The organism is Paraburkholderia phenazinium, assembly GCF_900141745.1.
GTDB classification, from domain to species: domain Bacteria; phylum Pseudomonadota; class Gammaproteobacteria; order Burkholderiales; family Burkholderiaceae; genus Paraburkholderia; species Paraburkholderia phenazinium_B.
The window spans coordinates 3,768,940-3,792,960 of the sequence record NZ_FSRM01000002.1 but is presented as its reverse complement, the minus strand read 5'-3'; the positions used below and the strand labels follow the sequence as shown (position 1 = coordinate 3,792,960).

The following is a 24,021-nucleotide window of genomic DNA, read 5'->3' as shown; positions in this document are numbered from 1 at the left end:
ACAAGGTCGGGCGGCTCTCATGAAGAGCAAAAATCACACGCTAGACCTCGGGGATTTGCATAAATGACTATCCGTCATCGCATCACGCTATTGGTAATTCTGATGTTCGTCGCACTGTCCGCCATCGGCGGCTATGCGGTCTATCAGACCCGGCACAGCGCCGCCGAGGTCAAGCAGGTCACAGAAGGGGTAGTGCCTAGCGCGCTCGCCTCGGCCGATCTGGTCTCTCAGGTTAAGGACGTGCAGCTCGCCATCATGACGCTCGTGTATGCGCCGGACGGCAACGTCGTCGCGCAGGCTCAGGACGAACTCACGAAGAAGAAAGCGACCTTGCAGCAGGCGCTTGCCTTGCAGGCGCACGACGCCGCCAGCCAGGCGCAGAAGGGTCTCGTATCCCAGGCGGCCGACAGCCTCGAGAACTATTTCTCGGCAATCGACGACACCGCCAAGATGAAGGCCGCCGGCAAGAACGAGCTGGCGCAAGCGTATCTGTTCGCGAATGTGGCCCAGTATCGCGACGAGCTCGAAGGCATCGTCGAGACGCTGCGCATCGAGAAGAACCGCGAGAAAGACGAGGCCATCACCACGCTGAACGGTACGCTGGCGACGACCACGACCGCCATTGCAATCGTCACGGGTATTGCGATCATCCTGCTGACATCGATCGGGTCGCTGCTGTATCGCCAGATCACGCGCCCGCTGACCCGCATGCAGGAGATGATGAGCGAGATCGCATCGAGCCAGGACTTCACTCGTCGCGTGCCGGTGGGCCGCATGGACGAAATCGGTCACTCGATCGTGGCGTTCAACGGCATGATCGAGAAGATTCAGGAAAGCTCGCTGCAACTCAAGCAGAAGACCGCGGACATTCAGGCGATGTTGCAGAACATGCAGCAGGGCATTCTGACCGTGGTGGAAGGGGCGGTGGTCCACTCCGAGTATTCCGCCTATCTGGAAGCGATCTTCGAGACCAACGACATTGCGGGCCGCAGTCTGATGGACCTGGTGTTCGCGGATACCGATCTCGGCGCGGACGTGTTGTCGCAAGTCGATGCCGCGAGCTTCGCGTGTCTCGGCGAAGATGCAATCAACTTTGCGTTCAACGAACACCTGCTGGTCACCGAAATCTCGAAGCGCATGCCCGATGGCCGCGTGAAGATTCTCGATCTGAACTGGTCGGCCATCACCGACGACAGCGACACGATCGTGCGTCTGATGCTGTGCATTCGCGACGTCACCGAGTTGCGCAAGCTCGCGGCAGAGGCCGGCGAGCAGAGGCGCCAGCTGGAGATGATCGGCGAAATTCTGGCGGTGAGCGAAGAGAAGTTCCATCACTTCATCGAGAGCTCCGCGGGCTTTATCAACGAGAACGAGCGCATCATTCGCCAGCATTCGCAGGCGGACCGCGAAGCGATCTCGGAGCTGTTCCGCAACATGCACACCATCAAGGGCAACGCGCGGACCTACAACCTGCAGCATCTGACCAACATCGTGCACGAGACTGAGCAGCGTTATCACGAACTGCGTCATTCGGAAGAGGTGCACGAGGCGTGGGATCAGGACAGTCTGATGCAGGAACTGGCCCGTGTGCGCGCCGCTGTCGAGAGCTACGCGACGATCAACGAAGTCAGCCTTGGCCGCAAGGGTGCGAGCCACCGCGAAAGCGCGGAGCGTTTCCTGATGGTCGACATCGCGCATATTCAGGAGAGCCTGCGTTTGCTTGAAGCCGCGAAGGCCGACGATCTGCACGCTCTCCAGTCGATGCGCCACAACGTGCGTCAGGCTTTGCGCATTCTCGGTACGGAAAGCGTGGGCGAGGCGCTGTCGGGCGTGCTCGAATCGCTGCCGTCGCTGGCGCAGGAACTAGGCAAGGCAACGCCGCAAGTGCAGATTGACGACAACGGCTACCGCTTGCGGCGTGAGGCGGGTGGTGCGCTGAAGAACGTGTTTATGCACCTGCTGCGCAATTCCGTCGACCATGGTCTCGAAACCGCCGACGTGCGCACTGCGCAAGGCAAGCCCGCCGCGGGCGCGATCAATATCGAAGTGGGCATGCACGGGGAAACGGTGCAGATCACGCTCAGCGACGACGGCCGCGGCCTCGCGCTGCAGCGGATTCGCGGCATGGCGCTCGAGAAGGGCTGGATTGCAGCCGATCAGGAGCTGAGCGACGAGGAAATCGCCGAGATGATCTTCCGTCCGGGCTTCTCGACGGCCGATAAGGTTACCGAAGTATCGGGCCGCGGTGTCGGTATGGACGCTGTGCGCGACTTCCTCAGGCGTGAGCACGGCAGCATCGCCCTGCGCTTCACCGACGACCACAAGGGCGCCGGTTTCCGCCAGTTCCAGACCATCGTGAGTCTGCCGGCGAGCCTCGCGGTCGATACCGCGGGCATCCCGACACGCGGCGATGCGGACCAGCTGGAACTCGATACGCTGGCCGATTGAGCGGCTGACTCTTGCCGCTCACTGTAATTGACATTCGGAAGGATTGGCTGTGATTCAACAGGTTCTAGTAGCAGCGCTGGCCGGCAGCGCCGTCACCGCTCTCGTGGCACTGGCCGCGTACCGCCTGGCGAGCGCCAGGGCGGTGCACCGCTTGCGCGCGGAAGCAGATCGTCAGACGGCAACGCTATCGCAGGCGAGCGCCGCGCAACGCGAGTTGATCGGCGTGCACGAGCAACACATGCAGGAACTCGAAGCCACGCTCGCCCAGTTGCGCGACGAGCTGAAGACGCAGTCGGACAGCGCGGACGCAGTGCGCACGGAGCTGAAGGCCGCGCTCGACAGCAAGGACCAGTTGGGGCACAAGGCCGCTCAGCTTGCGGCGGAAGCCGCGCGCCTCAAAGGTCTGGCGGGCACGTTCGAACGCTGGCATGAACAGATGATCTCGCTGATGACGCAGAACCAGGACATGCACACGAAAAACCACGAGCTGTCTTCGATTGTTCGTCACGTGGTGATCGTTTCGTTGAATGCGTCGATCGAGGCGGCCCGTGCGGGCACGGCAGGCCGTGGTTTCGCGGTGGTAGCGAGTGAAGTGCGGGCACTCGCTGCGCGCTCGGAAGAGCTGTCGAAGAGTTACCGCGACAGTCTGCATAGAAACGACCTGACGACCACGGCGACCTTCCAGGACATCCAGGCAGGCGGCAAGATGATTGCCGCGTCGCTCTCGAGTGTCGAGTCGCTGGCCAACCAGTTTCAGGCAACGCTTCACTAGTGGGTATCGACGTGATCAGTGCTCATGCAAAGGAAAGCGTTGAACACATCTTCTTCAGGGCGATCAGATCGCGCCTGACGATGGAGGCGAGCGACGTCTGCGAGATCGTCCCGGCGGATGCGCATGGCGCACACAGCCTGTCCGATGGCAACCTGGTTATCCTGACGATCTCCGGAATTGCGTTCCGTCTGCTGCTGATTCTTCAGTACGATGAAGACGAGCGTACGCAAGGCTACTTCCTAAGAGAAGAGTCGGAGCGTCCCTTCCTGGAAGTGTTTCTTGAGATCTGCAATCTGTGCTGTGGAGCCGTGAATCAGGAGTTGCTCCAGTACTTTCCGGATCTGGGCATGTCGACGCCTTATGTGCTGAGCGCACGTTGCAGGCCCTATCTGGAGGCGCTCAAGCCGGAGTTTCTGGCGTCGTATTCCGTGTCGATCAACGATGCCGTCAGGTTGGGGGCGACGATTTGCATGTGTGCGCATGCGCCGATCGATTTTGTCGCCGAAGCGAGCGCGCTCGAAGATACCAGCGGTGAACTTGAACTGTTTTGAAACCGGCCTCGACTTATTTTGATCGATGCCATAGGAAATAGACATGTCGAAAATTCTTGTTGTGGATGACTCGAGCACGGTGCGTGACGAGGTAGCCGGCTTCCTGAAGAAAAATGGTCTCGACGTCGATACGGCAGTGGACGGCAAGGACGGCCTCACCAAGCTCAAGGGCAATCCGGGCATCAGGCTCGTGATCAGCGACGTCAACATGCCGAACATGGACGGCCTGACGATGGTCGAAAAGATTCGTGGTGAACTCGGCAACAGCACGGTCAACGTCATCATGCTGACCACCGAAAGCAGCCCGGCGATGAAGGAACGCGGCAAGGCAGCGGGCGTGAAGGGCTGGATCGTCAAGCCGTTCAAGGGCGATGCCGTGCTGGAAACGTTCAGGAAGCTGGCAAGCTGATTGACACCGGGTGTGCAGGGGCGCTTAGTCTCCGCACGCCTGGATTGCCGCGGCCGCAATGGCCGCGGATTTGCGTCTCTCATTTCCTGGGAGCGCTTTAACACCCTCGCCGCGATGGCGGGGTTACGCCATGCCGTAAGCGAAATTCCGTGCGCTTCAGTATCATTGACACCGAATGGCCGGCGATGCGCGCCAGTCTGGAGCGAAAGATGGCGCGCGCGGAGGGCGGCCGAGCGGCCCCAGCCCGCGCGAAACATCAATAAAACACGGAGATTTGCAGTGACATCCGAACAAGTGATCGAGACATGGCTCGCCGAGGAGGCGGAGATTGTGAGCCGGCTGGAAGCGGGACCGGGCCCCGGACTGGCAAGCCCCGAACAGGTTGCCGGCAAAACCGGGCTGGAATTCCTGCAGGCCATGCTGCGCGGCGAAGTACCCTACGCAGCGATAGCGAAGACCCTGGACTTCACGATTGTGGAAGTCAGTGACGGCGGCTGCGTGTTTCAGGGTGAACCGCGGGCACAGCATCTGAACCCGCTCGGCACGATTCACGGCGGCTGGGTCGCCACGCTGCTCGATTCGGCACTCGGCTGTTCCGTACACACGAAGATGCCGCCTGGACGAGGCTATACCACGGCCGAACTCAGCGTGAACTACGTGAAGGGGCTGACGCCCCGCGTAAAACGTGTGCGTGCTGAGGGCAAAGTGATTCATTGCGGCCGCCAACTGGCAACCGCTGAAGCGCGCCTGGTCGGGCCCGACGGCACCTTGTATGCGCATGCTACGACGACCTGTCTCGTGTTCGAGATACCCCAGCGATAACGCGCTTCCCTTTACATTGCGAGGATCATCATCGATTCCGAAACATCTCTCCGGGCTGCGGCCCGGCAAACCCAACCGGCAGCTGCGTCCGTACCCTTGTCCTCCATGCAGCCTGTCGTCTCTGTCACGAATCTCTCCAAGACCTACGCTTCCGGTTTCCACGCGCTTAAAAACATCAATCTATCGATTCGCCGTGGCGAGATCTTCGCGTTGCTAGGACCGAACGGTGCCGGCAAAACCACGCTGATCAGTATCATTTGCGGCATCGTGAAGGCGTCGGAAGGCTCCGTGGTGGTGGACGGTCATGATATTGGCACTGCTTACCGGGCGGCGCGTTCGCTGATCGGGCTGGTGCCGCAAGAACTCACTACCGACGCGTTCGAGACGGTCTGGGCCACGGTTTCTTTTAGCCGCGGACTGTTCGGCAAACCGGCGAACCCTGCGTACATCGAGAAGGTGCTCAGGGACCTGTCGCTATGGGAAAAGCGTAACAACAAGATCATCCAGCTTTCGGGCGGCATGAAACGCCGTGTGCTGATCGCCAAGGCGCTTTCGCATGAACCGCGCGTGCTGTTTCTCGACGAGCCCACGGCGGGTGTCGACGTCGAGTTGCGGCGCGACATGTGGCAACTGGTGCGCTCGCTGAGCGCGAGCGGCGTGACCATCATTCTCACCACGCACTATATCGACGAGGCCGAAGAAATGGCCGACCGCATCGGCGTGATCAACGCGGGCGAGATCATGCTGGTCGAAGACAAGGCCGAACTGATGCGCAAGCTCGGCAAGAAGCAACTGACACTGCAACTCGAAAGTCCGCTGGAACAGGTGCCGCCTGCGCTCGCCGACTATCGCCTCACGCTCTCCGCGGATGGCAACGAGTTGATCTACACCTACGACACGGAACGCGAGCAAAACAGCATCATTGCCTTGCTCAAAGCGCTGGAAGACGCAGGCATTCGCTTCAAGGATCTGCAGACGACGCAGAGTTCGCTCGAAGACATCTTTGTCAGTCTGCTGAGAGGTGATCAATGAACATTTACGCAATCCGCGCAATCTACAAGTTCGAAATGGCGCGCACCTGGCGCACGCTGATGCAGAGCATTATTGCGCCGGTGATTTCCACTTCGCTGTATTTCGTCGTGTTCGGCGCGGCAATCGGCTCGCGCATCAAGGAAGTGGACGGCATCACTTACGGCGCGTTCATCGTGCCGGGGCTGATCATGCTGTCGCTGTTGTCGCAAAGCATTTCGAACGCGTCGTTTGGGATCTACTTTCCACGGTTCACAGGAACGATCTACGAGTTGTTGTCCGCGCCGGTCTCGTATCTCGAGATCGTGGTGAGCTACGTCGGTGCGGCAGCAACCAAATCGATTCTGCTGGGACTGATCATTCTCGCTACTGCCGGGCTCTTTGTGCCGTTGCAAGTGCTGCATCCGTTCTGGATGGTGCTGTTTCTGGTGCTCACCGCGGTGACGTTCAGCCTGTTTGGTTTCATCATCGGCATCTGGGCGGACAGTTTCGAGAAGCTGCAGCTCGTGCCGCTGCTGATCATCACGCCGCTGACGTTTCTCGGCGGAAGCTTCTATGCGGTCAATATGTTGCCGCCGTTCTGGAAGATCGTGACCCTGTTCAATCCGATCGTGTACCTGGTGAGTGGTTTTCGCTGGAGTTTTTACGGCTTGGCAGATGTGGACGTCGCGGTGAGTCTCGGCATGACCGCGCTGTTCCTGGCCATTTTTCTGGTTATCGTCGCGTGGATCTTCAAGACGGGGTACCGGTTGAAGAGCTGACGGTCTGCTATGCTCCGGTCCGGCGATTCAGCCTTATCGACCCTGTCGCGTTGCATTAAGGATTTCCTGACCCGCGATTCAGCATCCATGTCGGGCATTTTCCACGCTTCCTGACTGCAACCCGCTGACCGCGCGCCTAGCATTGGATATCGAAATCGTTTATCCGGTTGGTGCGCCATGTTCCCCTATCTGTCCGAGCGCGAAAATGCAGTGGAGCAGATCAACTCGATCTGCATGCATCTGTTCGACACATGGTGTGAGCAGCGAAACGTTACCTCGCTGGCGTATCTGCTGCATTGCTGGCCATTGACCGATAGCGAGCCTGCATCGATTCGCAGGCTCGGCGAGACTTTATGGGAACTGCGCAAAACCCACAGTGAAATGCTAGGTGGCGCGGTCGAGCGGACCTTGCTGAATGTGGCAGATCTGGTGGACGAGGTCCTGTTACACGCCTCGGTACCGGATACGCTCGCCATGGCCGGCTGATCTGCATGATCTGACTGGCTGGCAAGCCGGCTAGCGCAGCGAATTGGGATCGAACCAGAGATCCTTGCGCGACAACGGAACCCATGCCGGCAAGTACGGATTCTTGAGCTCGATGACGGTACGATCCGGCAGTTTGAGATCGATGAGTTGCCGGGCGAAGTGCTGGTTGAAGAACGCGTCGAAGCTGCCGTCTTTTTTCATCTGCTCGAGCCCATCGCGGATGCGGGCGGCGAGCCGCGGCTCCGACTTGCTGACATAAAAGAACTGCGCGAACGGGTAGCGGATCAGCAGGTGCCGATCTATTACGAGGCGCGGATACTGAGGGCCATAGGCAAGTACTTCCCCCGGGGCTTCCGTGACGCCCCGTGGAAACAGGTCGAAACGTCCATGTAAAAGCATCAGAAAAAGCGATTCGTAGGTTTGTGCAGTTCTTACGGGCACATGGTTGTATTCATAGACGCGGACGTCGCCCCAGTTGCTTCCCTGGCCGACCGACAGCGTGCGGAGTTGCTCGAGCGTCTGAACGGCGTCGATCTTCGACTGGTTATCCGAGTCGATCAGCGCAACGCGGTAGCCGAGCAGTCCCTTGTCGATCGGGAACGGAACGGGAATCATGTCCTCGTCGAATTCCTTGTGCCCTGCATCGCTGATCATGATGTTGATACGGTCGCCCTTCAGGGCTTCTTCATGCGAACGCGCGACCGAAATGGTTTCGGTGTAGGGCTCTTCGACGTAAGGGCCGTAGGCTGGCGTCGTACGTTTGAGTACTTCCGTAAGGAGTTCGAATGGGTAGGCGTAGCGAACCCGGAATTCATCAGACTTTAGCGGTTTGACGGTATCCAGGGCGAACGCGGGCAGGACGGTCGCAGCGCAGACAAGCAGCCCCGCGGCGAGGCCACGCACCACCGAGAGGGCGCTTCGGCGCCGTGGCGCGCTGCTACCCGGCGCTCTATGGGTAGACCGCGGATCGGCAACGAGTGCAGAATAGGGAAAACGAGAACCAGGGCACTCGCGGGGGAATATGGCTCTCAACACGTTCGGCGCATGGTGGAGTTCACTCAATCGCTTTCGCCACAGCGTGGTTCTGCGGCTTCTCGCGACGGTATTCCTTTTCAGCTGCGTAGTCACGCTTTTGCTGACTGCGTTGCAACTCTACCGTGATTATGACCGAGGAATCGAACGGGTCCAAAATCGTCTCGCGGACATCGACAGAAGCTACAGCGGCGGCGTCGGCGAGGCGCTCTGGCGGCTCGATCAGCCGCAACTGCAAATCGAGCTGGACGGCATTCTGCGTCTCGAAGATATCTGCGCCGCCGAGGTTATCGAAGCCGGTGCGGGTGCCGCGCCGATGATCGTGACGGCAGGGCGGCGCACGGCTGGTCCGGCAATAGCCCGCGAATTTCCGCTGCTTTACCGGGTGCAGGGCAAGGATCAGCGGATCGGCACGCTCTATGTCCAGGCCACTCTGGCTAATCTGTACCACGAACTGACGCATACGGCGCTGCTCATTCTGGTGAGCCAGGCGGCCAATACGTTCCTCGTTTCGCTGTTTGCAATCTACATCCTGTCCCGGCTCGTGACGCGGCATCTTGCTGCGATCGCGAGCGGTGTCGGCGACTACGACTTTCACGAGACGCCGCAGCCGCTTGGCCTGCAACGGCGGGCACCCGACGCGCCGGATGAACTCGATCGCGTGGTGACGGCGTTCAACGCGATGGGCGCGCGGCTGCATCGTGCGTATCTCGAGGAGCGCGCGGCCGCGAGGGAGCGCGAGGCACGCCAGGCCGCCGAGGCGGCGAATCGCGCCAAGGGCGAATTCCTGGCCAACATGAGCCACGAATTGCGCACGCCGCTGAATGGCATTCTCGGCTACGCCCAGATCTTGCGGCGTGACCCCGCGCTCGGCGAGCGGCAGCTCGAAGGTGTCGCGGTGATCCAGCGCAGTGGCGAACACCTGTTGACGCTGATCGACGACACGCTCGACTTCGCAAAGATCGAAGCCGGCAAATTGCGCGTCCAGATCGGCGACGTGCCGCTGGCGGGGCTGGTTGACGTGCTGCGCGAGATCATCGGCGTGAAGGCGGAGCAGAAGGGTCTGGATTTCATCTGCGAAATCGCCGGCGATGCGCCTGCCGGCGTGCGTGCAGACGGACAGCGCCTGCGCCAGGTGCTGCTCAATCTGCTCGCGAATGCCGTCAAATTCACGGACCATGGCAGCGTGAGTCTGCATATCATGAGGGCTGGGCCGCGGGCAGTGCGCTTCGAGGTACGGGACACGGGTGTCGGCATGCTCGCTGAGCAGTTGGAGACGATTTTCGAGCCCTTTGAACAGGTCGGCCGGCCCGAGCGCCGGGTTGGCGGCACCGGGCTGGGTCTTGCGATCAGCCGCCAGTTCGTCCGCGCAATGGGTGGCGAGATTCACGTCGAGAGCCGGGTTGGAGAAGGCAGCCTGTTCTGGTTCGAGCTTGCGGCAGCGCACGCGCTGCCGGACGCCCCGGTGACTGCGCCGCCCGCTCGGGATGTGACGGGCTACGACGGTCCGCGCAGGAAGGTGCTGGTGATCGACGACGTGCCGGTCAATCGTGCGGTTGTCATTACTTTGCTCGAGCGGCTCGGGTTCGACACCGTCGAAGCGGCGACCGGCCGTGAAGGGCTTGAACAGGCCCAACACGAGCGGCCGTCGCTGGTTGTTACAGACATCGTGATGCCCGACATGGATGGCCTCGAAGTGACCCAGCGGCTGCGCCAGTCGCCGGGCATTGCGGATGTGCCGATCATCGCGGTGTCCGCGAGTCCGTCCGGCACTGACGAGAAACGGAGCCTCGACGCCGGCGTGAATGCCTTTCTCCCGAAGCCAGTCGATTTCGACCGGCTGCTTGAGAAGATCGCGGCGTTGCTCGGCCTGGAGTGGACGTATGCAACAGCACCGGCGACGGCACCCGCAACGGCGCAACAGGGCGTGTCGTTGTCCGAAGCGAGTCTTGCCGTGCCGCCGCAGGAAATGAACGAGTTGCACCGCCTCGCCCGGCATGGCGACATGAGGGAAATTTCGCTCTGGAGCGAGCGCGTCGCGGCACTCGACGCACGCTATGCCCCATTCGCGGAGCAGGTGCGTCTACTGGCGAAGGGCTACCAGTCGAAGGCGATTCTTGAGTTGGTCGAACAAAATCTTGTGCAAAGGCCGGCACCATGAGCGACACAACGGGCCAACTCAGCGAGCAGCCCACCATCCTCATCGCCGACGATACGCCCGCCAATCTGGGCGTCGTCGTCGACAGTCTGACTGAACGCGGCTTTCGCGTCCTTGTCGCGCTCGACGGCGCGGAAGCGCTCGAGCGCGCTCAGTTCTCGCAACCTGATCTGATTCTGCTCGACGTCAAGATGCCCGGCATCGACGGCTTCGAAACCTGCCGGCGCCTGAAGATGGACGATCGCACCCGCGACATTGCGGTGATCTTCATGACCTCGCGTACCGGCAGCGAGGACATGGTCGAAGGATTTTCTGCGGGCGGCGTCGATTACCTGACCAAGCCCGTACACGTAGAGGAAATGATCGCGCGCGTCAGCACACATCTCGCACTGCGAACGATGCACAAGCAACTGGTTGTGCAGAACCGGCAACTGCTCGCGGAGGTGTCGGTGCGTCAGCAGGCCGAGGCAGCATTATCGCGTGCGCGCGACCAGCTGGAGGGGCGCGTCGCGCTGCGCACCGCCGAACTGGCACGGGCGAACCAGAGTCTGCTGGCGCAGGTCGAGGAGCGCAGACGCGCCGAGGCGAAACTGCTGTCGAGCGAGGCGCGTTTTCGTGCGATTGTCGAGACGAGCCCGGTGCCGTTGTGCATTACCTCGATGCCGGGCGGGCAGCTTCTCTATACGAACGGGCCGTTCCAGGAACTGTTCGGACTCGACCTGCTCAACGACGCTGCGAATGTCGTGGACTTTTACGCCGATCCGCTGGAGCGCGACAGCCTGGTCGATCATTTGCAGCGCGAGGGGAGTTTTCACAACAGCGAGATTCAGTTCACGCGGCCAGATGGCTCGGTATTCTGGGCGATGGCGACGGCCCGCGTGGCGACCTACAACGAGGCGCCCGCCATTTACGTCGGCCTGAACGACATCACGGAGCGCAAGCGCATCGAACAGGCGCTGCTCGAATCGCGGGAACAGCTACGCGAGCTGTCGGCCTACATGGAAGCGATTCGCGAAGAAGAAAGAAAGCGCATCGCGATGGAGATTCACGACGAACTGGGGCAACTCCTCACGGCGTTGAAAATGGATGTCTCGCTGCTCAAGATGCGGCTCGCTGGCGACTCGGATGCGGCGAAAAAGGCCGACGACATGCGCGAACTGGTTGAAACGACCATCTGGATGGTGCGCAACGTGGCGAGCCATCTGCGGCCCGCTGCGCTCAATTTCGGCATCGTTTCCGCGCTCGAGTGGCTGGTTGAAGATTTCAGCCGGCGTAACAACATTCCCTGCCAGTTTCGCATCAACGGCAGCGAGCCTGTGCTTCCGGATGCTCATGCAACGGCGGTATTTCGCATCGTTCAGGCCTCGCTCACGAATGTTGCGCGCCATGCCCGCGCCACCAGGGCAGACGTTACGCTAACGCGCTCCGCGAACGGCCTCGATCTGCACGTGAGCGACGACGGCTGCGGTTTCGATCAGGATGCAGCGCGCAAAGGCGATTCTTACGGTGTGCTTGGCATGCGCGAACGCGCCCGCCTGATTGGCGCCTCGCTGCTGATCGACAGTTCACCCGGTACAGGTACCTCAGTTTCGATTCACATTCCGCTAGACGAAGAACCTCACACATGATCAAGATACTTATTGCAGACGACCACGCTATCGTGCGCGGCGGACTGAAGCAGATCATCGCGACGACCGCCGACATCGTCGTGAACGGAGAGGCGGCACAAGGCTCCGAAGTCGTCGACAAGCTGCGCACGTGCGTGATCGACCTGTTGCTGCTCGACATGACCATGCCGGGCATCAGCGGCGTCGACCTGATCCGGCGCGTGCGTGCCGAGCAGCCTTCGTTGCCGGTGCTGGTGCTGAGCATCCACAACGAGGCTCAGGTGGTGTCGCGGGCCTTGCGCGCGGGCGCGACCGGCTATGTGACGAAGGATAGCGATCCCGAGGTCCTGCTTACCGCGATTCGCAAACTGGCAAGCGGCGGCCGCTTTATCGACCCGAAGCTGGTTGACGCGATCATCTTCGAGACGCACTCGGGCGATGCACCGCCGCACGAAATTCTGTCCGACCGCGAATTTCAGGTGCTGCAGATGCTGGCGTCGGGCAAAAGCATCAACGACATCGCCGAGGCCCTCGCGCTCAGCGCGAAAACCATCAGTACTCACAAGATGCGTCTCATGCAAAAGCTGGGTCTTGCGAACAACGCCGAGCTGATCCGCTATGCGATCAGGCACGGTCTGGCCGCCGAGTAGCCAGCGCGCATTAAATGTCTAAGGATTATTAGGGAAATCCTGAGCGGAGAATCAGCCGATCCGGCGTCCAACATCCGCCACTCCCGATACAGGTGCATTTCCGTTGACCCTACGATGCTTTCATGGGCACCTCGGAGGGGCTATGAGTACTGCGGAAAGGTCGTTGCGTTTTCTGGTCGAGAAGTGGCTTGGTGCGGCCAGCGCCCAACCGCTCCGCGTATTGATGACACAACGTTCGCAATCCGGCCGCATTTGCCGGGTGTGCATCGAAGCGAACTGCCCGAGTGGTCCAGTCACCCTGTTTTTCTTCCGCCATGACGACGGCAGCTGGCATGTTTTCCCGCCAGCGAATCGCCAGCCTGCAATGAGCGTTGGCCGGTTAGCCGCCTGATGGCATGACCAAGGGGAAGGAGAGATCATGGCTTACGACGAATATATCGGACTGCCGCAGTATGTGGTCGACCTGCGCGCGTGGATCACTGCGTGGTACGAACATGCGGTCAAGGTCGGCTTTATCCGGCCGCCGTTTACGCTCGACGAAGCGGTTGCGGACCGGCTCGAAGGGTATTTCAAGGTCGGCCTCACACCGGTGGAAGGCGCGGATGTGATCTTCGGCGTGATGCATTGAGCTTACGGTTAGCGGCGCGCGTCGGCGCTGCCGCTAAAGCGCTTTACCATTGCGCAGCGTGGCTGCGAGGCACAGATCGGGGTAGGCCGCGTCGACGCGAATCATGTCGGCATGCACTTCCTCGATGATCCAGTCGCGCAGCGCAGCCACTACCGGGCGCAACGGACGGCTTGCCGGCCACACCAGACAGCAGCGCCGGTCCGTCACGATCAGTTCGTGCTCAGCTGGGATCAGCGCACCGTCGGCCAGCCAGTGCGACAGCACGTTCAACCAGCCCAGCGCGACTCCCTGGCCCAGCAAGGCGGCCTGCACCACGATTGCATAGTCGGAAAAGCTCAGCATGGTCGCGGCCCTGCGCTGATGCTCGGCGAACGCGGCGAAACGTTCCTGCCAGCCGCGTTCGCCGTCATCCATGTTTATTACGGTGTCGTCGTGCGGACTGCCGGCGTCCAGCAACAGTTGCTCGTGATAGCGGCGATTGCATACCGGTAGCAGGACTTCCGGCATCACGAGAGCCGAGTGCTCGTCGATTTCTTCGTCGGTCCTGAAGCGCATACCGAGGTCGACGTCGACGAGCGGCCCGCCAATGCGGCCTGAAATCAGCTGGAAACGCAGATCGACGCCCGGAAACGCCTGGTTCAGGCGGTTCATGCGCGGCATCAGCCAATGTGTGGTGAAAGCGGTTGAAACCGAGAGGGTCACCGTTTCGATGCCGGTTGCCCTGGCCTCGATTTCGCGGATTGCGGATTCGATCCCGCCAAACCCCTCCGAAATCTTCCGATACAGGATCTTGCCGTTCTCGGTCAGTTCGATGCCGCCGCGCACGCGCTCGAACAGTTGCACCCCAAGGTGGTCTTCCATGCGCGCCAGCATGCGGCTCACGGCCGGCTGGCTGACATATAGCTCTTCGGCGGCACGCGTGAAGTTGCCGCACCGCGCCGCGGCCTCGAACACGAACAGGGCATTGGCGCTGGGGAGTTTGCGGCGGAGATTGGGCATGACGTGATGTTATGCCTGATCCAACAATTTGGGAATTGCTGACGAAATAACAGCCACGTATATTTTTCTAACCGATGGTCCTGTGGACGGGAAACAAGCATGGACGCAAGAGCGAAAGCAGACGTGTCGATCCGTTCGGCAGCGCGGCGCTACGGTCCGGTGGTCGCGCTCGACGACGTGTCCATCGACATCGCGCCGGGCGAATTCGTTTCGCTGCTCGGGCCGTCCGGGTCGGGCAAGACCACGCTGCTCGGCATTCTGGGCGGCTTCGTGCAGCCGAGTTCGGGCTCGGTGTGGGTGGGTGGCCGTGATATTACATTTGCGCCGCCCCATAAACGCGACATCGGCATCGTGTTTCAGAACTACGCGCTGTTTCCGCATATGACGGTCGGCGAGAACGTGGCCTATCCGCTGCGCGCGCGGCGCCAGCCGAAGTCGGGCTGGGCGAAGAAAGTATCGGATGCGCTCGCGATGGTCGAGTTGAGCGGTTACGAAGGCCGGCGCATTGCGCAGCTATCCGGTGGGCAGCGTCAGCGCGTGGCGCTCGCCCGCGCCATGGTATTCGAGCCGCAACTGATCCTGATGGACGAGCCGCTCTCCGCGCTCGACAAGCAACTGCGCGAAACCATGCAGATCGAACTGCGCCGCCTGCACAGAAAGCTGGGCGCGACGATCGTCTATGTGACGCACGATCAGCGCGAGGCGCTGACGATGAGCGACCGCGTTGCCGTGTTGCGCAACGGCCGCCTCGTGCAGGTCGATACGCCTGAGCATCTGTACGACCGGCCGCGCGATGCCTTTGTGGCGAGTTTTATCGGTGAAGCGACATTGTTGAGCGTGACACGTGCCGGCGCCGATGCGGTGCTGCTGGGGGCGACGGTGCTGCGCACAGCGCATCCGCTGCCGCGTGCCGAGGCTTTGCTGCTGGCGGTGCAGACGGAGAAGCTGCGCATCCACGACAGTCGTGATGACAACGGCGCGCAGCTCAACCAGCTGCGTTGCCGCGTGACCGAGGTGCTGTATCAGGGCGAAAGCCTGCGCGTCTTCGCGACGCTGCCGGATGGTACGGCAATCAGCTTGCGCCAGCCGGGCAGTTACCACGCCCGTCTGCAGATTCCCGCGCCCGGCATGGAGATGACCGTGGTGCTCGACCCGCAGGACACCATAGTCGTGCCCGCCTGATTCATGTGCCCGGATTGCCGGGCTCTCTCATCCAGGGTTCACATAAAACTGAAGAGGAATACGAATGAAAAAACTGACCGATTTCAAGGTGCTGACGTTCGATGTCGTCGGCACGCTGATCAACTTTGAAAAAGGCGTGCTGGAATCGGTCCGGCGGCTCGGCGGCGAAGCGGCCCGCAATTTGACCGACGACCAGATCTTCGAACCGTACATCCGTGGCCGTGCGACGTATCCGGGCCGCTCCAGCCACGCGATGGCGAGCGTCTACCAGTCGTTGGCGGCTGAACTGGGCCTGCCCGCCGATCCGCAGACGGCCGCTGCTTTTCAGCGCGACGTGCTCGACTGGCCCGCGTTTGACGATTCGGTGGCGGCGTTGCAGCGCCTGCGCCGGCACTTCCGGCTGGTGGCGATGACCAATGCCGATCGCGTGGCCTTGTCGGCGTATGCGCACACGCTCGGCGATCCGTTCGACGACAGCGTTACCGCCGACGAAACCGGCGTTGCGAAGCCGGACCCACAGTTCTTCGCCTATAACCGCGGACGCCAGTCCGCCTTCGGCTATAAGTTCGGCGACATCCTGCACGTTGCGCAAAGCCAGTATCACGACATCGGCGTGGCTCGCGAGCTTGGGTATACGGTGTGCTGGATCGAGCGCCGTCAGGGGCTGCAAGGGTTCGGCGCCACGCCGATACCCGAGCGCGTGACTACACCCGACTTCAGGTTTGCGACGCTCAAGGCACTCGCTGACGCGGTCGAGGCCGAGGAGCAGGTCGCCGCATGAAGCCGCCTGCCGCCCGGCAGTCCGCTGCGTCGCTGTGGTCCGCGATGGGCGGCGCGACGGCGCCCGTTAGCACCGGTGCACCGTTGGCCCGCGATCTGGTGACCGAGGTGGCGGTGATCGGCGCCGGCTATTCGGGGCTTTGTGCTGCGTACGCATTGCAAAAACGCGGCGCGGAGACGGTGGTGCTCGATGCCAACCCGGTCGGTTGGGGCGCGAGTGGCCGTAACGGTGGCGTGGTGTCGTCGAAATTCCGCCTCTCGTTTCCGACCATCGCACGGCTGCATGGCATTGATACGGCCCGCACGATGCATCGCCTCGCGCACGAAGGCGTGCGAGTGGTTGAGTCGCTGGTCGATGAATTCAAGCTTCACGACGCGCATTTTCAGCACACTGGCAGCTTGCGCTGCGCGCATACGGAGCGCGCTTTCGCAACGATTCGTGCCGAAGCGGACTGGGTGCGACAGGCGCTCGGCGATACGTCGATGTCTGTGCAATCGCGGGCCGAGGTGGCGCGCGAGACCGGTTCGAATGCTTTCGTCGGCGGCGTATTGAGCGCCGACGCCGGCACGATCCTGCCGCTGCGCTACGTGCAGGGTATCGCAGCCGGTTTGACGACCCGCAAGGTGCCGATCTACGAGTCGAGTCCGGCGATCGACATGCAGCGCGACGGCGAAGGCGTGCTGATACGCACGCCGGGCGGTACGGTGCGGGCCAAACAGGTGATAGTCGCGACGAACGCGTATTCCAGTCTGACGCCGGCCACCGGTGCTTATCAGCGTACGCTCGTGCCGTTTCGCAGCGCGATCATTGCAACTGAGCGTTTACCCGCCGAACTCGATGCACGTCTGATGGTGGAGCAGCGCAGCTATACCGAAACGCGGCGCATGATGAAGTGGTTCCGTAAGGCAGATGGCCGGATGGTGTTCGGTGGACGCGATGCGTTTGGCAAGGAAGGACAACTCGCCGGTTTTGATGCGCTGCAGCGCGCGATGGTCGCGCTGTTTCCGGACCTCACCAGTGTAAAGGTGGAGTACCGCTGGTCGGGTTACGTCGGCATGACCTTCGATCAATTGCCGCATATCGGGCGCAGCGATGCTGTCACGACATTTTGTCTGGGGTACAACGGAGCAGGTGTGGCGATGGCCAGCCTGCTCGGTCAGCAGGCGGCGGCGCTCGCGCTCGGCGACAAGCCGGAATTGTCGCTGCTCGCAACGAACGGTTTGCAACCGGTGCCTTTTCATGCGTTGCGCTCGCCGGGTGTGCGGATGGTCGCGGCGTGGTATCAGTTTCTCGATGCAATAGGTGCGTGATGTCAGTTCAGCGCGACGCTACCGCGGGGCGAACTTCTGCAGGAGACGGGTGGATGCCTTCTTTCGCGGCCGACAAGGCCGATGCGGCCGATGCAGTCGACAGGGCCAACGCGGCAGTGCGGTATCAGCGCCGCGAGGACCGCACGATGCTGCTGCTGATCGCGCCGGCGCTGATCGTGATCGTCGTGTTGCTGGTGGTGCCGCTCGCGTGGCTTTCCTGGCAATCGATCTATGCCGACGGCTTTACGCTCGAGAATTACCGGCGCATTTTCACCGACAGCGCCTACGGAGCCACGTTCGCGCTTACTTTCAAGCTTAGCTTTATCGTCACGCTCGTTACGCTGCTGCTGGGCTACCCGGTCGCGTATGCGGCCGCCGCGTTGCCGCCGAAACTGAGCGCGCTCGTGCTGGGCCTCGTGATTCTGCCGTTCTGGACCAGCGTGCTGGTGCGCACTTACGCGTGGCTCGTGCTGCTGCAGCGTACGGGGCTCGTCAACAAGACGCTGCTGTCGATGGGTGTGATCGATCATCCGTTGCAACTGGCCTACAACCAGTTGGGCACGATCATCGCCATGGTGCATATCCTGCTGCCGTTCATGGTCTTGCCGCTGTACTCGGCAATGCAGAAGATTCCGGAGAACCTCGTGCATGCGGGAGCGAGTCTCGGCGGCTCGCCGTTGCACGTATTTCTGCGGGTGTTTTTGCCGCTGTCGTTAAGCGGCGTGCTCGCGGGTGCCACCCTTGTGTTCATTCTTTGCCTCGGCTTTTACATCACCCCGGAGCTGATGGGCGGCGGCAGATCGATGATGGTGTCGATGCTCGTCAGCCGTAATGTGGAGCTCTACGACAGGTGGGGGGCAGCGAGCGCCGTCAGCGTGGTGCTGCTCGTTTGCGTATTTGCGATCTTCTACGCTGTGAGTCGCGTGATACCGCTCGAGAAGACCTTGGGGGCGAAATGAAAAAATCCGCATCCGGCAAGCTTGTTTTAGGCGCGGTGGTCGTTCTGATCCTGCTGTTTCTGATCGTGCCGGTTCTGATCGTCGTGCCGCTGTCGTTTTCCGACACGCGCTTTATGACCTTCCCGCCGCCGGCCTACTCGCTGCGCTGGTACGAAGCATTCGTCGGCAGTCCGACATGGATGGCGGCCGCGCGCACCACGCTGACGGCTTCCGTGTCCGCGGCCTTGATCGCTACGCCGCTTGGCGTCGCGGCGGCGTATGGGATCCAGAACGGCACCCACTGGAGCATGCGCTATGTGCGTCTCGTGCTGATGCTGCCATTGATGGTGCCGGTCATCATCGTCGCGGTCGGGGTGTTCTTCGTGTATGCGCATACGGGGCTCGTCAACAGCATGACCGGGTTGATTCTCGCCGACACGATGCTCGGTCTGCCGTACGTGCTGATTTCCGTGAGCGCGGATCTGCGGACCTTCGATCAGACCCAGGAGATGGTAGCCCGCAGTCTCGGCATGAACCGCTTGCGCAGCTTTATGACGGTGACGCTGCCGCAGATTCGATCGAGCGTGATTTCCGCCGCGGTGTTCGTGTTCATTCAGGCGCTCGATGAAACCGTGGTCGCACTGTTCGTCTCCGGTGGCGACAATCAGACGCTCACGCGGCGGATGTTCGTCGCGCTGCGCGATGAAATCGACCCGACGATTGCGGCGATCAGTACCTTGCTGACTGCGCTGACCTTATGTCTGGTTGTGACGATTGTGGTGACTCGCAGGCCGGCTGCGCGAGCCTGATCATATCGGCGATGCGTTCGGCGATCATGATGGTCGGGATATTCGTGTTGGCGCAGGGGATCGACGGCATCAGCGATGCATCGCACACACGCAAGCCTTCGACGCCCCGCACGGAGCCGCTCGCGTCGGTCACCGCTTGAGGGTCGTCGGGCGAGCCCATCCGGCAAGTGCCGGATGGATGCCAGGTGCAGCCCACTGAGCGCGTGACGAAGTGGGTTAATGCTGCATCGTCGGCGAGCAGGTTTTCGATCGTGACGCCCTGGGTAATCAGCCGGCGAATCAGCCAGCCACGCAGCGGCCCCGCGACATCGAGCAGTGCGCTGAGCGCGCCACGCTGTAGTGCGTTGAACCTGCCGGGCACCGCGACTTTCGCGACACGCGGCGAATAGCTCGACGGAAAGACCGTGCCGCGCATCCCTGCCATTGAAGTCCCGGCAAGCGTGGTAGCGCCAAGGCGCATTGCGAGCTTCAGGCGCTCGAGGTCGCGCGGGTCGGACAGCATGTTGAATTCGACCGACGGTTCGTCGCGCGGATCCGCTGAGGTGAGTTTTAGCTGGCCGCGCGAGTACGATTTGTTCACCCAGAAGAATATCGTACCAAGCCGGTATCCGATCGAATGCCAGCCGGAGCGTGACAGGATCGCACCGTGCATGTCGCCGGCTACGGTGTCCGGCAAGCGGGAGGAGAAGCGCACAATGGCCTGCTCGTGATGCTCTTCCGGGTACGGCGTGCGGCCGGCGCGCGGCAGCCAGGCGGAAACGGCGATCGAAGGATGCTCCATCAGGTTGCGGCCCACCCCGGGTAAATCGGCCACGAGGGGAATGCCGAGTGCGGCAAGGTCGGCGGCTGGGCCGATGCCGCTGCGCAGCAGCAGCGCGGGACTATGAATTGCGCCTGAGCAAACGATGGTTTCCTTCGCGTAGAGATCTTCTGTCGAACCGTCTTCGTGCCGCAATCGCGCACCCGTCGCACGCACGTCTTCGAAGTGGATGCGCTCGGCGAGGAGGTGAGTGCGGATCGTCAGATTCGGCCGTTTCCGCACTGCGTCGCTCAGATAGCAGACCGAGGTCGGAATGCGCTCACCGTCCTCGCTTACCGCTATCGAGCCGACATAGGTCCCGTCCTGCCATGGGCCATTCTGATCTGCGCGCCGCGGATGGCCGAGCTGTTCCAATGCACCCAGCACGGCTCGCACGAACGGCGATACGCGAGTCCATTCGGTACGCCGGATGCGCACCGGACCTTGCTGGCCATGCAGTTCGCCGTCGAAGTCGCAATCCGTTTCGAGCTTGCGGAAATACGGCAGGCAGGCTTGCCAGTTCCAGCCATGCGCACCGAGCGCTTCCCATTCATCGTAGTCGGCGGGAGCGCCGCGATTGGCCATCAGCGCATTGATCGCCGAACCGCCGCCTAACAGGCGCGCCTGCTCGTAGCGCCGGGATGTGCCTGTGCTCGTGCCGGCCGCAGTGGTGCCAGGGGCGAACCGCGTAGACATCACCGCAGTAAGCCGTCGCCAGATATTGCTGGCGTCGAGATACGCGCGACCGGGATAGCGGCTGCGGATCGCATCCGGCATGCTCGCCTGCGAGATATCCCGGCCGGCCTCGACGAGGCACACGGTCTTCTGCGGATCTTCCGAAAGACGCGCGGCGAGCACGCAGCCCGCCGAGCCTCCACCCAGAATCAGATAGTCGATCACGTGGCGCGTTGCGTCTATTGCATGAACTTGAGCCAGCGGGCGCGAGCGGCGATACCGGCATCGGAGGCCCACCATTCTTCGGAGAGTAGGGCCTGTTTCGCGGCATTGGCGGGCGAACTCGGCAGCTCGCTGGCACGTTGCGCGGTGATCTTGCCGGTCTTGAAGGCAGCCGGATTACCCGGCCCGTAGTCGATATAAAGCGGCAGATTAGCCTGCAGATCGGGCGAGAACGCCGCGTTGAGGAATTTCACTGCGGCCGCCTGGTTCGGCGCGTTCTTCACGATGCACAGTTGCGTGTTCTGCAGCAGGCCATCGTTGAAGGTGAAGTCGACATCGGGATCGTCTTTGCGCACCGCGCTGGCGCGGCCATTCCAGATCATTTCCATGTCAACTTCGCCGTCGTGCAGCAACTGCGCCGATTGGCCGCCCGAGGTCCACCAGACCGTGATGTCCGGCTTGATCTGCTGCAGCTTCTTGAAGGCGCGATCCACGTCGAGCGGATAGAGCTTGTCGCGTGCCACGCCGTCTGCGAGTAGCGCGGCTTCGAGTGTGCCTTGCGGATCGTTGCGCAGGGCACGCGTGCCCGGGAAGTCCTTGACGTTCCAGAAGTCGGCCCAGCTTTGCGGGACTTTCTTGAGCGACTTCTTGTTATACGCAATCACCGTCGAGTAAAACTCGTAGGCCGCCGAGTAGGGCGTGCGGTATTTCTCCGGTATCGACGCGGCGTTCGGGATCTTCGAGAAGTCGAGCTTTTCGATCAGGCCTTCCTTGCCGCCGCGCAGGCAGTTCGACGCGGGAGTGTCCACGACGTCCCAGATCGGCTTGCCCGCCGCAGCTTGCGCCTTGATGGCCGGGTACGCGTCGGGCACGCTGTCCTGATTGACGGTGATGTCGAGCAGTTTGGCTGCCGGATCGAGGATGGCCTTGGTCTGCGCTTCCTGGTAGACGCCGCCTTGCGAGACGAAGGTGATCTGGCCGCTCGCAGCCAGCACAGGTGTGCTCAGCAGCGTGATGGCGAGCGACAGAACAGTGACGCGACCTGGCTTCATCATTTTCACGGCGGCTATCCCCAAGGTTGGATGGTTCGTTAGCGAGGCCCGTGTCCGGATGTCATGCCACTTAGGAGTGCAGGCCGCTATCTGCGAAGCGTATCGGCAGCGCGAGGAACCCGCGAGGCACATTGCGCCGGATACGTCGTGGTCAAAATGTAGGGGACCATTTTCCCGCTCGCAATTCCCGAATTGTTAGAGCGGGCATAACGCTACGTCATGGCTGGAAGAACGATGCGCAGAGGGCCTTGGTCAGCAACCGCATTTCCACTGCGGCGGCTGCAGCGCCATGCCATGCTGGCCCTTGTACGCAGCAACGGCGGGCGGCGTCCAGCCATCGAGCATCTGCGGCGCGAGGCGGTAGATTTCGATGCCAAGCGGGCGGCACACTTCCAGCGGATCGCGCGCGTCAGGTCCCCACATGGGCAATGACAGATCGCCGCCCGGGCAGGTCGACAGCGCGCACAGCAGGTCGATTTCCGCAAAGAACTCGAGGTAATCTCCCTTTTTGGCCGGGCACGCCTTCATGAAGTATTTGTCTTCGAGATTCAGTCCGGTGCACTGGAACACGTTGAGCACATCGTGCACGTCGTATTCGGTCAGGCCGTACGGAGCGATGGCGCGCGTCAGGTTCGAGTGGCAGTGGAAATGAAAGTCCTCACCGGTCAGCATCCGGTTCACATACGGATCGCAACGTGTGCCGAGCAGGTCGTGAACGCGCCCGCCATGTTCGTCGACGCCGTAGTCGGCGAGGCTGTCGTCGGTGATCGTCACCATGGGGCGCAGAAACGGCAGTGTCGACCACAGGCGGTCGAAGGTGCTGACGTGCGCCTGCTGCAACTGGCGCGTACGCGATGCCCACATGCGCTCGCGCGGGTTATGCAGGTTCCACATGTTCAGGTCGGCGACTTGCGGACCCTCGATCGTGACAATCCGGAACACGTGACCGGCCGGCACGCTCCAGGCCTGACCCGAACGGATCGGCACGACGATCGACTCGATCAGCGTGCGCGAGTCGTGTTCGGAGGCAATGCGTTGATAGAAGGCCTTGTCGGGGTCGAGCGCGGAACCCTTGGTGGACTGATAGGCGGCGGGGTAATTCAACATGCTGGTGACTCCTTCATGAGACAGGCGGACAGGCTGCGCTTGCTACGCGCGGCAGCCGGTTTGCGCAGTGGTCGTTGACTGAGGTGTGAATGAGAGGGAAGTGACTCAAAGGTAATCGAGCAACGCATGCTCCGACTGCTTCAGGTAGTCGGCGAGTGCGGCGCTGGCTTCGGCGGTGCGGCCGTTGGCGATCAGCTCGAGAATCTGCTGATCCTTCGCGATCCAGGGTCGCTGGAAGCGGCGCTCGTCGGGAGCGGAAGCGAACACGAGACGCAGCTGCGCCAGAATCGTCGTGAAGAACGTGTCGAACAGCGGGCTGCCGAGCAACTGCACGATGCGCCGATGAAACAGCAGGCTATAGGTGCCGACGCTACGCCAGTCGCCTTCGTCCGTCGCTGCTTGCGCGTGCATGACGGCTTCGCGCATGGAAGCGATTTCGTTGTCTTCGATAGGGTCTTCGCGCAACAGGGCTTGCAGTTCGAGCGTACGCCGTACCCGGTAGATGTCGCGCACGTCGTGACGCGTCAAGGTGCGCACGATCACGCCACGATGCCGGTAATGCACCGCGAGTCCTTCGCGGCACAAGAGGCGCAGCGCTTCACGCAGCGTGTTGCGCGAGACGTCGTGAATCTGGGTGAGGTCGTTCTCGACGAGCGCCGTGCCCGGCGGCAATTTGCCTTCAATGATTTCGTCGCGGATCGTCGACAGGATCCGATCTGTGACCGATTGCTCGGGCTCCTGGCCGGTGAGGGTGGTAACAGCTGGATGCGAGGTAGGCATACGGTGTTTGTGTT

The 24,021-nt window shown here is 61.7% G+C and carries 23 protein-coding genes; 17 read left to right on the top strand and 6 right to left on the bottom strand.

The features are described 5' to 3' along the window. The first annotated feature begins 63 nt into the window (after window positions 1-63). The 8 genes from BUS06_RS36895 to BUS06_RS36860 all read left to right on the top strand — a co-directional run bounded on the left by BUS06_RS36895 (window position 64) and on the right by BUS06_RS36860 (window position 7,278). Entirely contained in the window at window positions 64-2,448 is a 2,385-nt protein-coding gene (locus tag BUS06_RS36895; protein ID WP_074269164.1) for an ATP-binding protein, read from the top strand. 49 nt (window positions 2,449-2,497) lie between these two features. Continuing rightward, window positions 2,498-3,220 carry a methyl-accepting chemotaxis protein gene (locus BUS06_RS36890; RefSeq protein WP_074269163.1) on the top strand — a complete coding sequence of 241 codons (723 nt, stop codon included), beginning with the start codon at window positions 2,498-2,500 and terminating at the stop codon, window positions 3,218-3,220. 11 nt (window positions 3,221-3,231) lie between these two features. After that, window positions 3,232-3,771, top strand: coding sequence for a hypothetical protein (locus tag BUS06_RS36885; RefSeq protein ID WP_074269522.1), 540 nt, complete (start codon window positions 3,232-3,234; stop codon window positions 3,769-3,771). Between the two features lie 43 nt (window positions 3,772-3,814). After that, complete coding sequence (locus BUS06_RS36880) at window positions 3,815-4,180, top strand: response regulator (RefSeq protein WP_074269162.1); 366 nt, start codon at window positions 3,815-3,817, stop codon at window positions 4,178-4,180. A 279-nt stretch (window positions 4,181-4,459) separates the two neighbouring features. Further along, window positions 4,460-5,002, top strand: a complete 543-nt coding sequence (locus tag BUS06_RS36875; protein ID WP_083611760.1) for a PaaI family thioesterase — start codon at window positions 4,460-4,462, stop codon at window positions 5,000-5,002. Window positions 5,003-5,107: 105 nt separating this feature from the next. Next, window positions 5,108-6,034: an ABC transporter ATP-binding protein gene (locus BUS06_RS36870; RefSeq protein ID WP_074269161.1), complete on the top strand. Its 927-nt coding sequence runs from the start codon at window positions 5,108-5,110 to the stop codon at window positions 6,032-6,034. After that, complete coding sequence (locus BUS06_RS36865) at window positions 6,031-6,792, top strand: ABC transporter permease (protein WP_074269160.1); 762 nt, start codon at window positions 6,031-6,033, stop codon at window positions 6,790-6,792. The genes BUS06_RS36870 and BUS06_RS36865 overlap by 4 nt, the downstream gene beginning before the upstream one ends. A 177-nt stretch (window positions 6,793-6,969) precedes the next feature. Beyond that, window positions 6,970-7,278 (top strand): hypothetical protein, encoded by a 309-nt coding sequence (locus tag BUS06_RS36860; RefSeq protein ID WP_074269159.1) that lies wholly within the window; start codon window positions 6,970-6,972, stop codon window positions 7,276-7,278. Window positions 7,279-7,308: 30 nt separating this feature from the next. Here BUS06_RS36860 and BUS06_RS36855 read toward each other — a convergent pair whose 3' ends face one another. Beyond that, entirely contained in the window at window positions 7,309-8,340 is a 1,032-nt protein-coding gene (locus BUS06_RS36855) for a substrate-binding periplasmic protein (protein ID WP_143787715.1), read from the bottom strand. Between BUS06_RS36855 and BUS06_RS36850 the strand changes: the two genes are divergently transcribed. The 4 genes from BUS06_RS36850 to BUS06_RS36830 all read left to right on the top strand — a co-directional run bounded on the left by BUS06_RS36850 (window position 8,300) and on the right by BUS06_RS36830 (window position 13,353). Continuing rightward, on the top strand, window positions 8,300-10,471 hold the full coding sequence (locus tag BUS06_RS36850; RefSeq protein ID WP_074269157.1) for an ATP-binding protein: 2,172 nt from the start codon (window positions 8,300-8,302) through the stop codon (window positions 10,469-10,471). The two genes, BUS06_RS36855 and BUS06_RS36850, sit on opposite strands and share 41 nt — an antisense overlap. After that, a complete protein-coding gene (locus BUS06_RS36845) occupies window positions 10,468-12,096 on the top strand; it encodes a hybrid sensor histidine kinase/response regulator (protein WP_074269156.1) in 1,629 nt (542 codons plus the stop codon). The genes BUS06_RS36850 and BUS06_RS36845 overlap by 4 nt, the downstream gene beginning before the upstream one ends. Further along, window positions 12,093-12,725, top strand: coding sequence for a response regulator (locus BUS06_RS36840; RefSeq protein ID WP_074269155.1), 633 nt, complete (start codon window positions 12,093-12,095; stop codon window positions 12,723-12,725). The genes BUS06_RS36845 and BUS06_RS36840 overlap by 4 nt, the downstream gene beginning before the upstream one ends. A 418-nt stretch (window positions 12,726-13,143) precedes the next feature. Then, a complete protein-coding gene (locus tag BUS06_RS36830; protein WP_074269153.1) occupies window positions 13,144-13,353 on the top strand; it encodes a hypothetical protein in 210 nt (69 codons plus the stop codon). Between the two features lie 33 nt (window positions 13,354-13,386). Here the strand turns inward: BUS06_RS36830 and BUS06_RS36825 are convergent, their stop codons facing one another. Continuing rightward, on the bottom strand, window positions 13,387-14,352 hold the full coding sequence (locus BUS06_RS36825; protein ID WP_074269152.1) for a LysR family transcriptional regulator: 966 nt from the start codon (window positions 14,350-14,352) through the stop codon (window positions 13,387-13,389). Window positions 14,353-14,451: 99 nt separating this feature from the next. Here BUS06_RS36825 and BUS06_RS36820 point away from each other — a divergent pair, with 99 nt between their 5' ends. From BUS06_RS36820 to BUS06_RS36800, 5 genes are all read left to right on the top strand, one after another. Then, window positions 14,452-15,534 carry an ABC transporter ATP-binding protein gene (locus BUS06_RS36820; protein WP_074269151.1) on the top strand — a complete coding sequence of 361 codons (1,083 nt, stop codon included), beginning with the start codon at window positions 14,452-14,454 and terminating at the stop codon, window positions 15,532-15,534. Between the two features lie 64 nt (window positions 15,535-15,598). Then, complete coding sequence (locus BUS06_RS36815; RefSeq protein ID WP_074269150.1) at window positions 15,599-16,315, top strand: HAD-IA family hydrolase; 717 nt, start codon at window positions 15,599-15,601, stop codon at window positions 16,313-16,315. Further along, complete coding sequence (locus BUS06_RS36810; protein ID WP_074269149.1) at window positions 16,312-17,625, top strand: NAD(P)/FAD-dependent oxidoreductase; 1,314 nt, start codon at window positions 16,312-16,314, stop codon at window positions 17,623-17,625. The genes BUS06_RS36815 and BUS06_RS36810 overlap by 4 nt, the downstream gene beginning before the upstream one ends. 53 nt (window positions 17,626-17,678) lie before the next feature. After that, window positions 17,679-18,584, top strand: a complete 906-nt coding sequence (locus BUS06_RS36805) for an ABC transporter permease (protein ID WP_074269148.1) — start codon at window positions 17,679-17,681, stop codon at window positions 18,582-18,584. Continuing rightward, the gene (locus BUS06_RS36800) at window positions 18,581-19,372 is read left to right on the top strand and encodes an ABC transporter permease (RefSeq protein WP_074269147.1); all 792 of its coding nucleotides are present in this window, start codon (window positions 18,581-18,583) and stop codon (window positions 19,370-19,372) included. The genes BUS06_RS36805 and BUS06_RS36800 overlap by 4 nt, the downstream gene beginning before the upstream one ends. On the opposite strand, the gene BUS06_RS36795 is transcribed toward BUS06_RS36800, so the two are convergent. The 4 genes from BUS06_RS36795 to BUS06_RS36780 all read right to left on the bottom strand — a co-directional run bounded on the left by BUS06_RS36795 (window position 19,293) and on the right by BUS06_RS36780 (window position 24,007). Further along, entirely contained in the window at window positions 19,293-21,071 is a 1,779-nt protein-coding gene (locus tag BUS06_RS36795; protein WP_074269146.1) for a GMC family oxidoreductase, read from the bottom strand. The genes BUS06_RS36800 and BUS06_RS36795 overlap by 80 nt on opposite strands. 14 nt (window positions 21,072-21,085) lie before the next feature. Next, window positions 21,086-22,120, bottom strand: a complete 1,035-nt coding sequence (locus BUS06_RS36790) for an ABC transporter substrate-binding protein (RefSeq protein WP_143787778.1) — start codon at window positions 22,118-22,120, stop codon at window positions 21,086-21,088. 252 nt (window positions 22,121-22,372) lie between these two features. Beyond that, window positions 22,373-23,227 carry an urea carboxylase-associated family protein gene (locus BUS06_RS36785; RefSeq protein ID WP_074269144.1) on the bottom strand — a complete coding sequence of 285 codons (855 nt, stop codon included), beginning with the start codon at window positions 23,225-23,227 and terminating at the stop codon, window positions 22,373-22,375. 105 nt (window positions 23,228-23,332) lie between these two features. Then, window positions 23,333-24,007 (bottom strand): GntR family transcriptional regulator, encoded by a 675-nt coding sequence (locus BUS06_RS36780; RefSeq protein WP_074269143.1) that lies wholly within the window; start codon window positions 24,005-24,007, stop codon window positions 23,333-23,335. Window positions 24,008-24,021 lie beyond the last annotated feature (14 nt).

Coding starts and splice junctions, on each gene's coding strand:
- BUS06_RS36895 (WP_074269164.1), top strand. CDS start 64: ATGACTATCCGTCATCGCATCACGCTATTGGTAATTCTGATGTTCGTC.
- BUS06_RS36880 (WP_074269162.1), top strand. CDS start 3,815: ATGTCGAAAATTCTTGTTGTGGATGACTCGAGCACGGTGCGTGACGAG.
- BUS06_RS36870 (WP_074269161.1), top strand. CDS start 5,108: ATGCAGCCTGTCGTCTCTGTCACGAATCTCTCCAAGACCTACGCTTCC.
- BUS06_RS36865 (WP_074269160.1), top strand. CDS start 6,031: ATGAACATTTACGCAATCCGCGCAATCTACAAGTTCGAAATGGCGCGC.
- BUS06_RS36860 (WP_074269159.1), top strand. CDS start 6,970: ATGTTCCCCTATCTGTCCGAGCGCGAAAATGCAGTGGAGCAGATCAAC.
- BUS06_RS36850 (WP_074269157.1), top strand. CDS start 8,300: ATGGCTCTCAACACGTTCGGCGCATGGTGGAGTTCACTCAATCGCTTT.
- BUS06_RS36845 (WP_074269156.1), top strand. CDS start 10,468: ATGAGCGACACAACGGGCCAACTCAGCGAGCAGCCCACCATCCTCATC.
- BUS06_RS36840 (WP_074269155.1), top strand. CDS start 12,093: ATGATCAAGATACTTATTGCAGACGACCACGCTATCGTGCGCGGCGGA.
- BUS06_RS36830 (WP_074269153.1), top strand. CDS start 13,144: ATGGCTTACGACGAATATATCGGACTGCCGCAGTATGTGGTCGACCTG.
- BUS06_RS36825 (WP_074269152.1), bottom strand. CDS start 14,352: ATGCCCAATCTCCGCCGCAAACTCCCCAGCGCCAATGCCCTGTTCGTG.
- BUS06_RS36820 (WP_074269151.1), top strand. CDS start 14,452: ATGGACGCAAGAGCGAAAGCAGACGTGTCGATCCGTTCGGCAGCGCGG.
- BUS06_RS36815 (WP_074269150.1), top strand. CDS start 15,599: ATGAAAAAACTGACCGATTTCAAGGTGCTGACGTTCGATGTCGTCGGC.
- BUS06_RS36810 (WP_074269149.1), top strand. CDS start 16,312: ATGAAGCCGCCTGCCGCCCGGCAGTCCGCTGCGTCGCTGTGGTCCGCG.
- BUS06_RS36805 (WP_074269148.1), top strand. CDS start 17,679: ATGCCTTCTTTCGCGGCCGACAAGGCCGATGCGGCCGATGCAGTCGAC.
- BUS06_RS36800 (WP_074269147.1), top strand. CDS start 18,581: ATGAAAAAATCCGCATCCGGCAAGCTTGTTTTAGGCGCGGTGGTCGTT.
- BUS06_RS36790 (WP_143787778.1), bottom strand. CDS start 22,120: ATGAAGCCAGGTCGCGTCACTGTTCTGTCGCTCGCCATCACGCTGCTG.
- BUS06_RS36785 (WP_074269144.1), bottom strand. CDS start 23,227: ATGTTGAATTACCCCGCCGCCTATCAGTCCACCAAGGGTTCCGCGCTC.
- BUS06_RS36780 (WP_074269143.1), bottom strand. CDS start 24,007: ATGCCTACCTCGCATCCAGCTGTTACCACCCTCACCGGCCAGGAGCCC.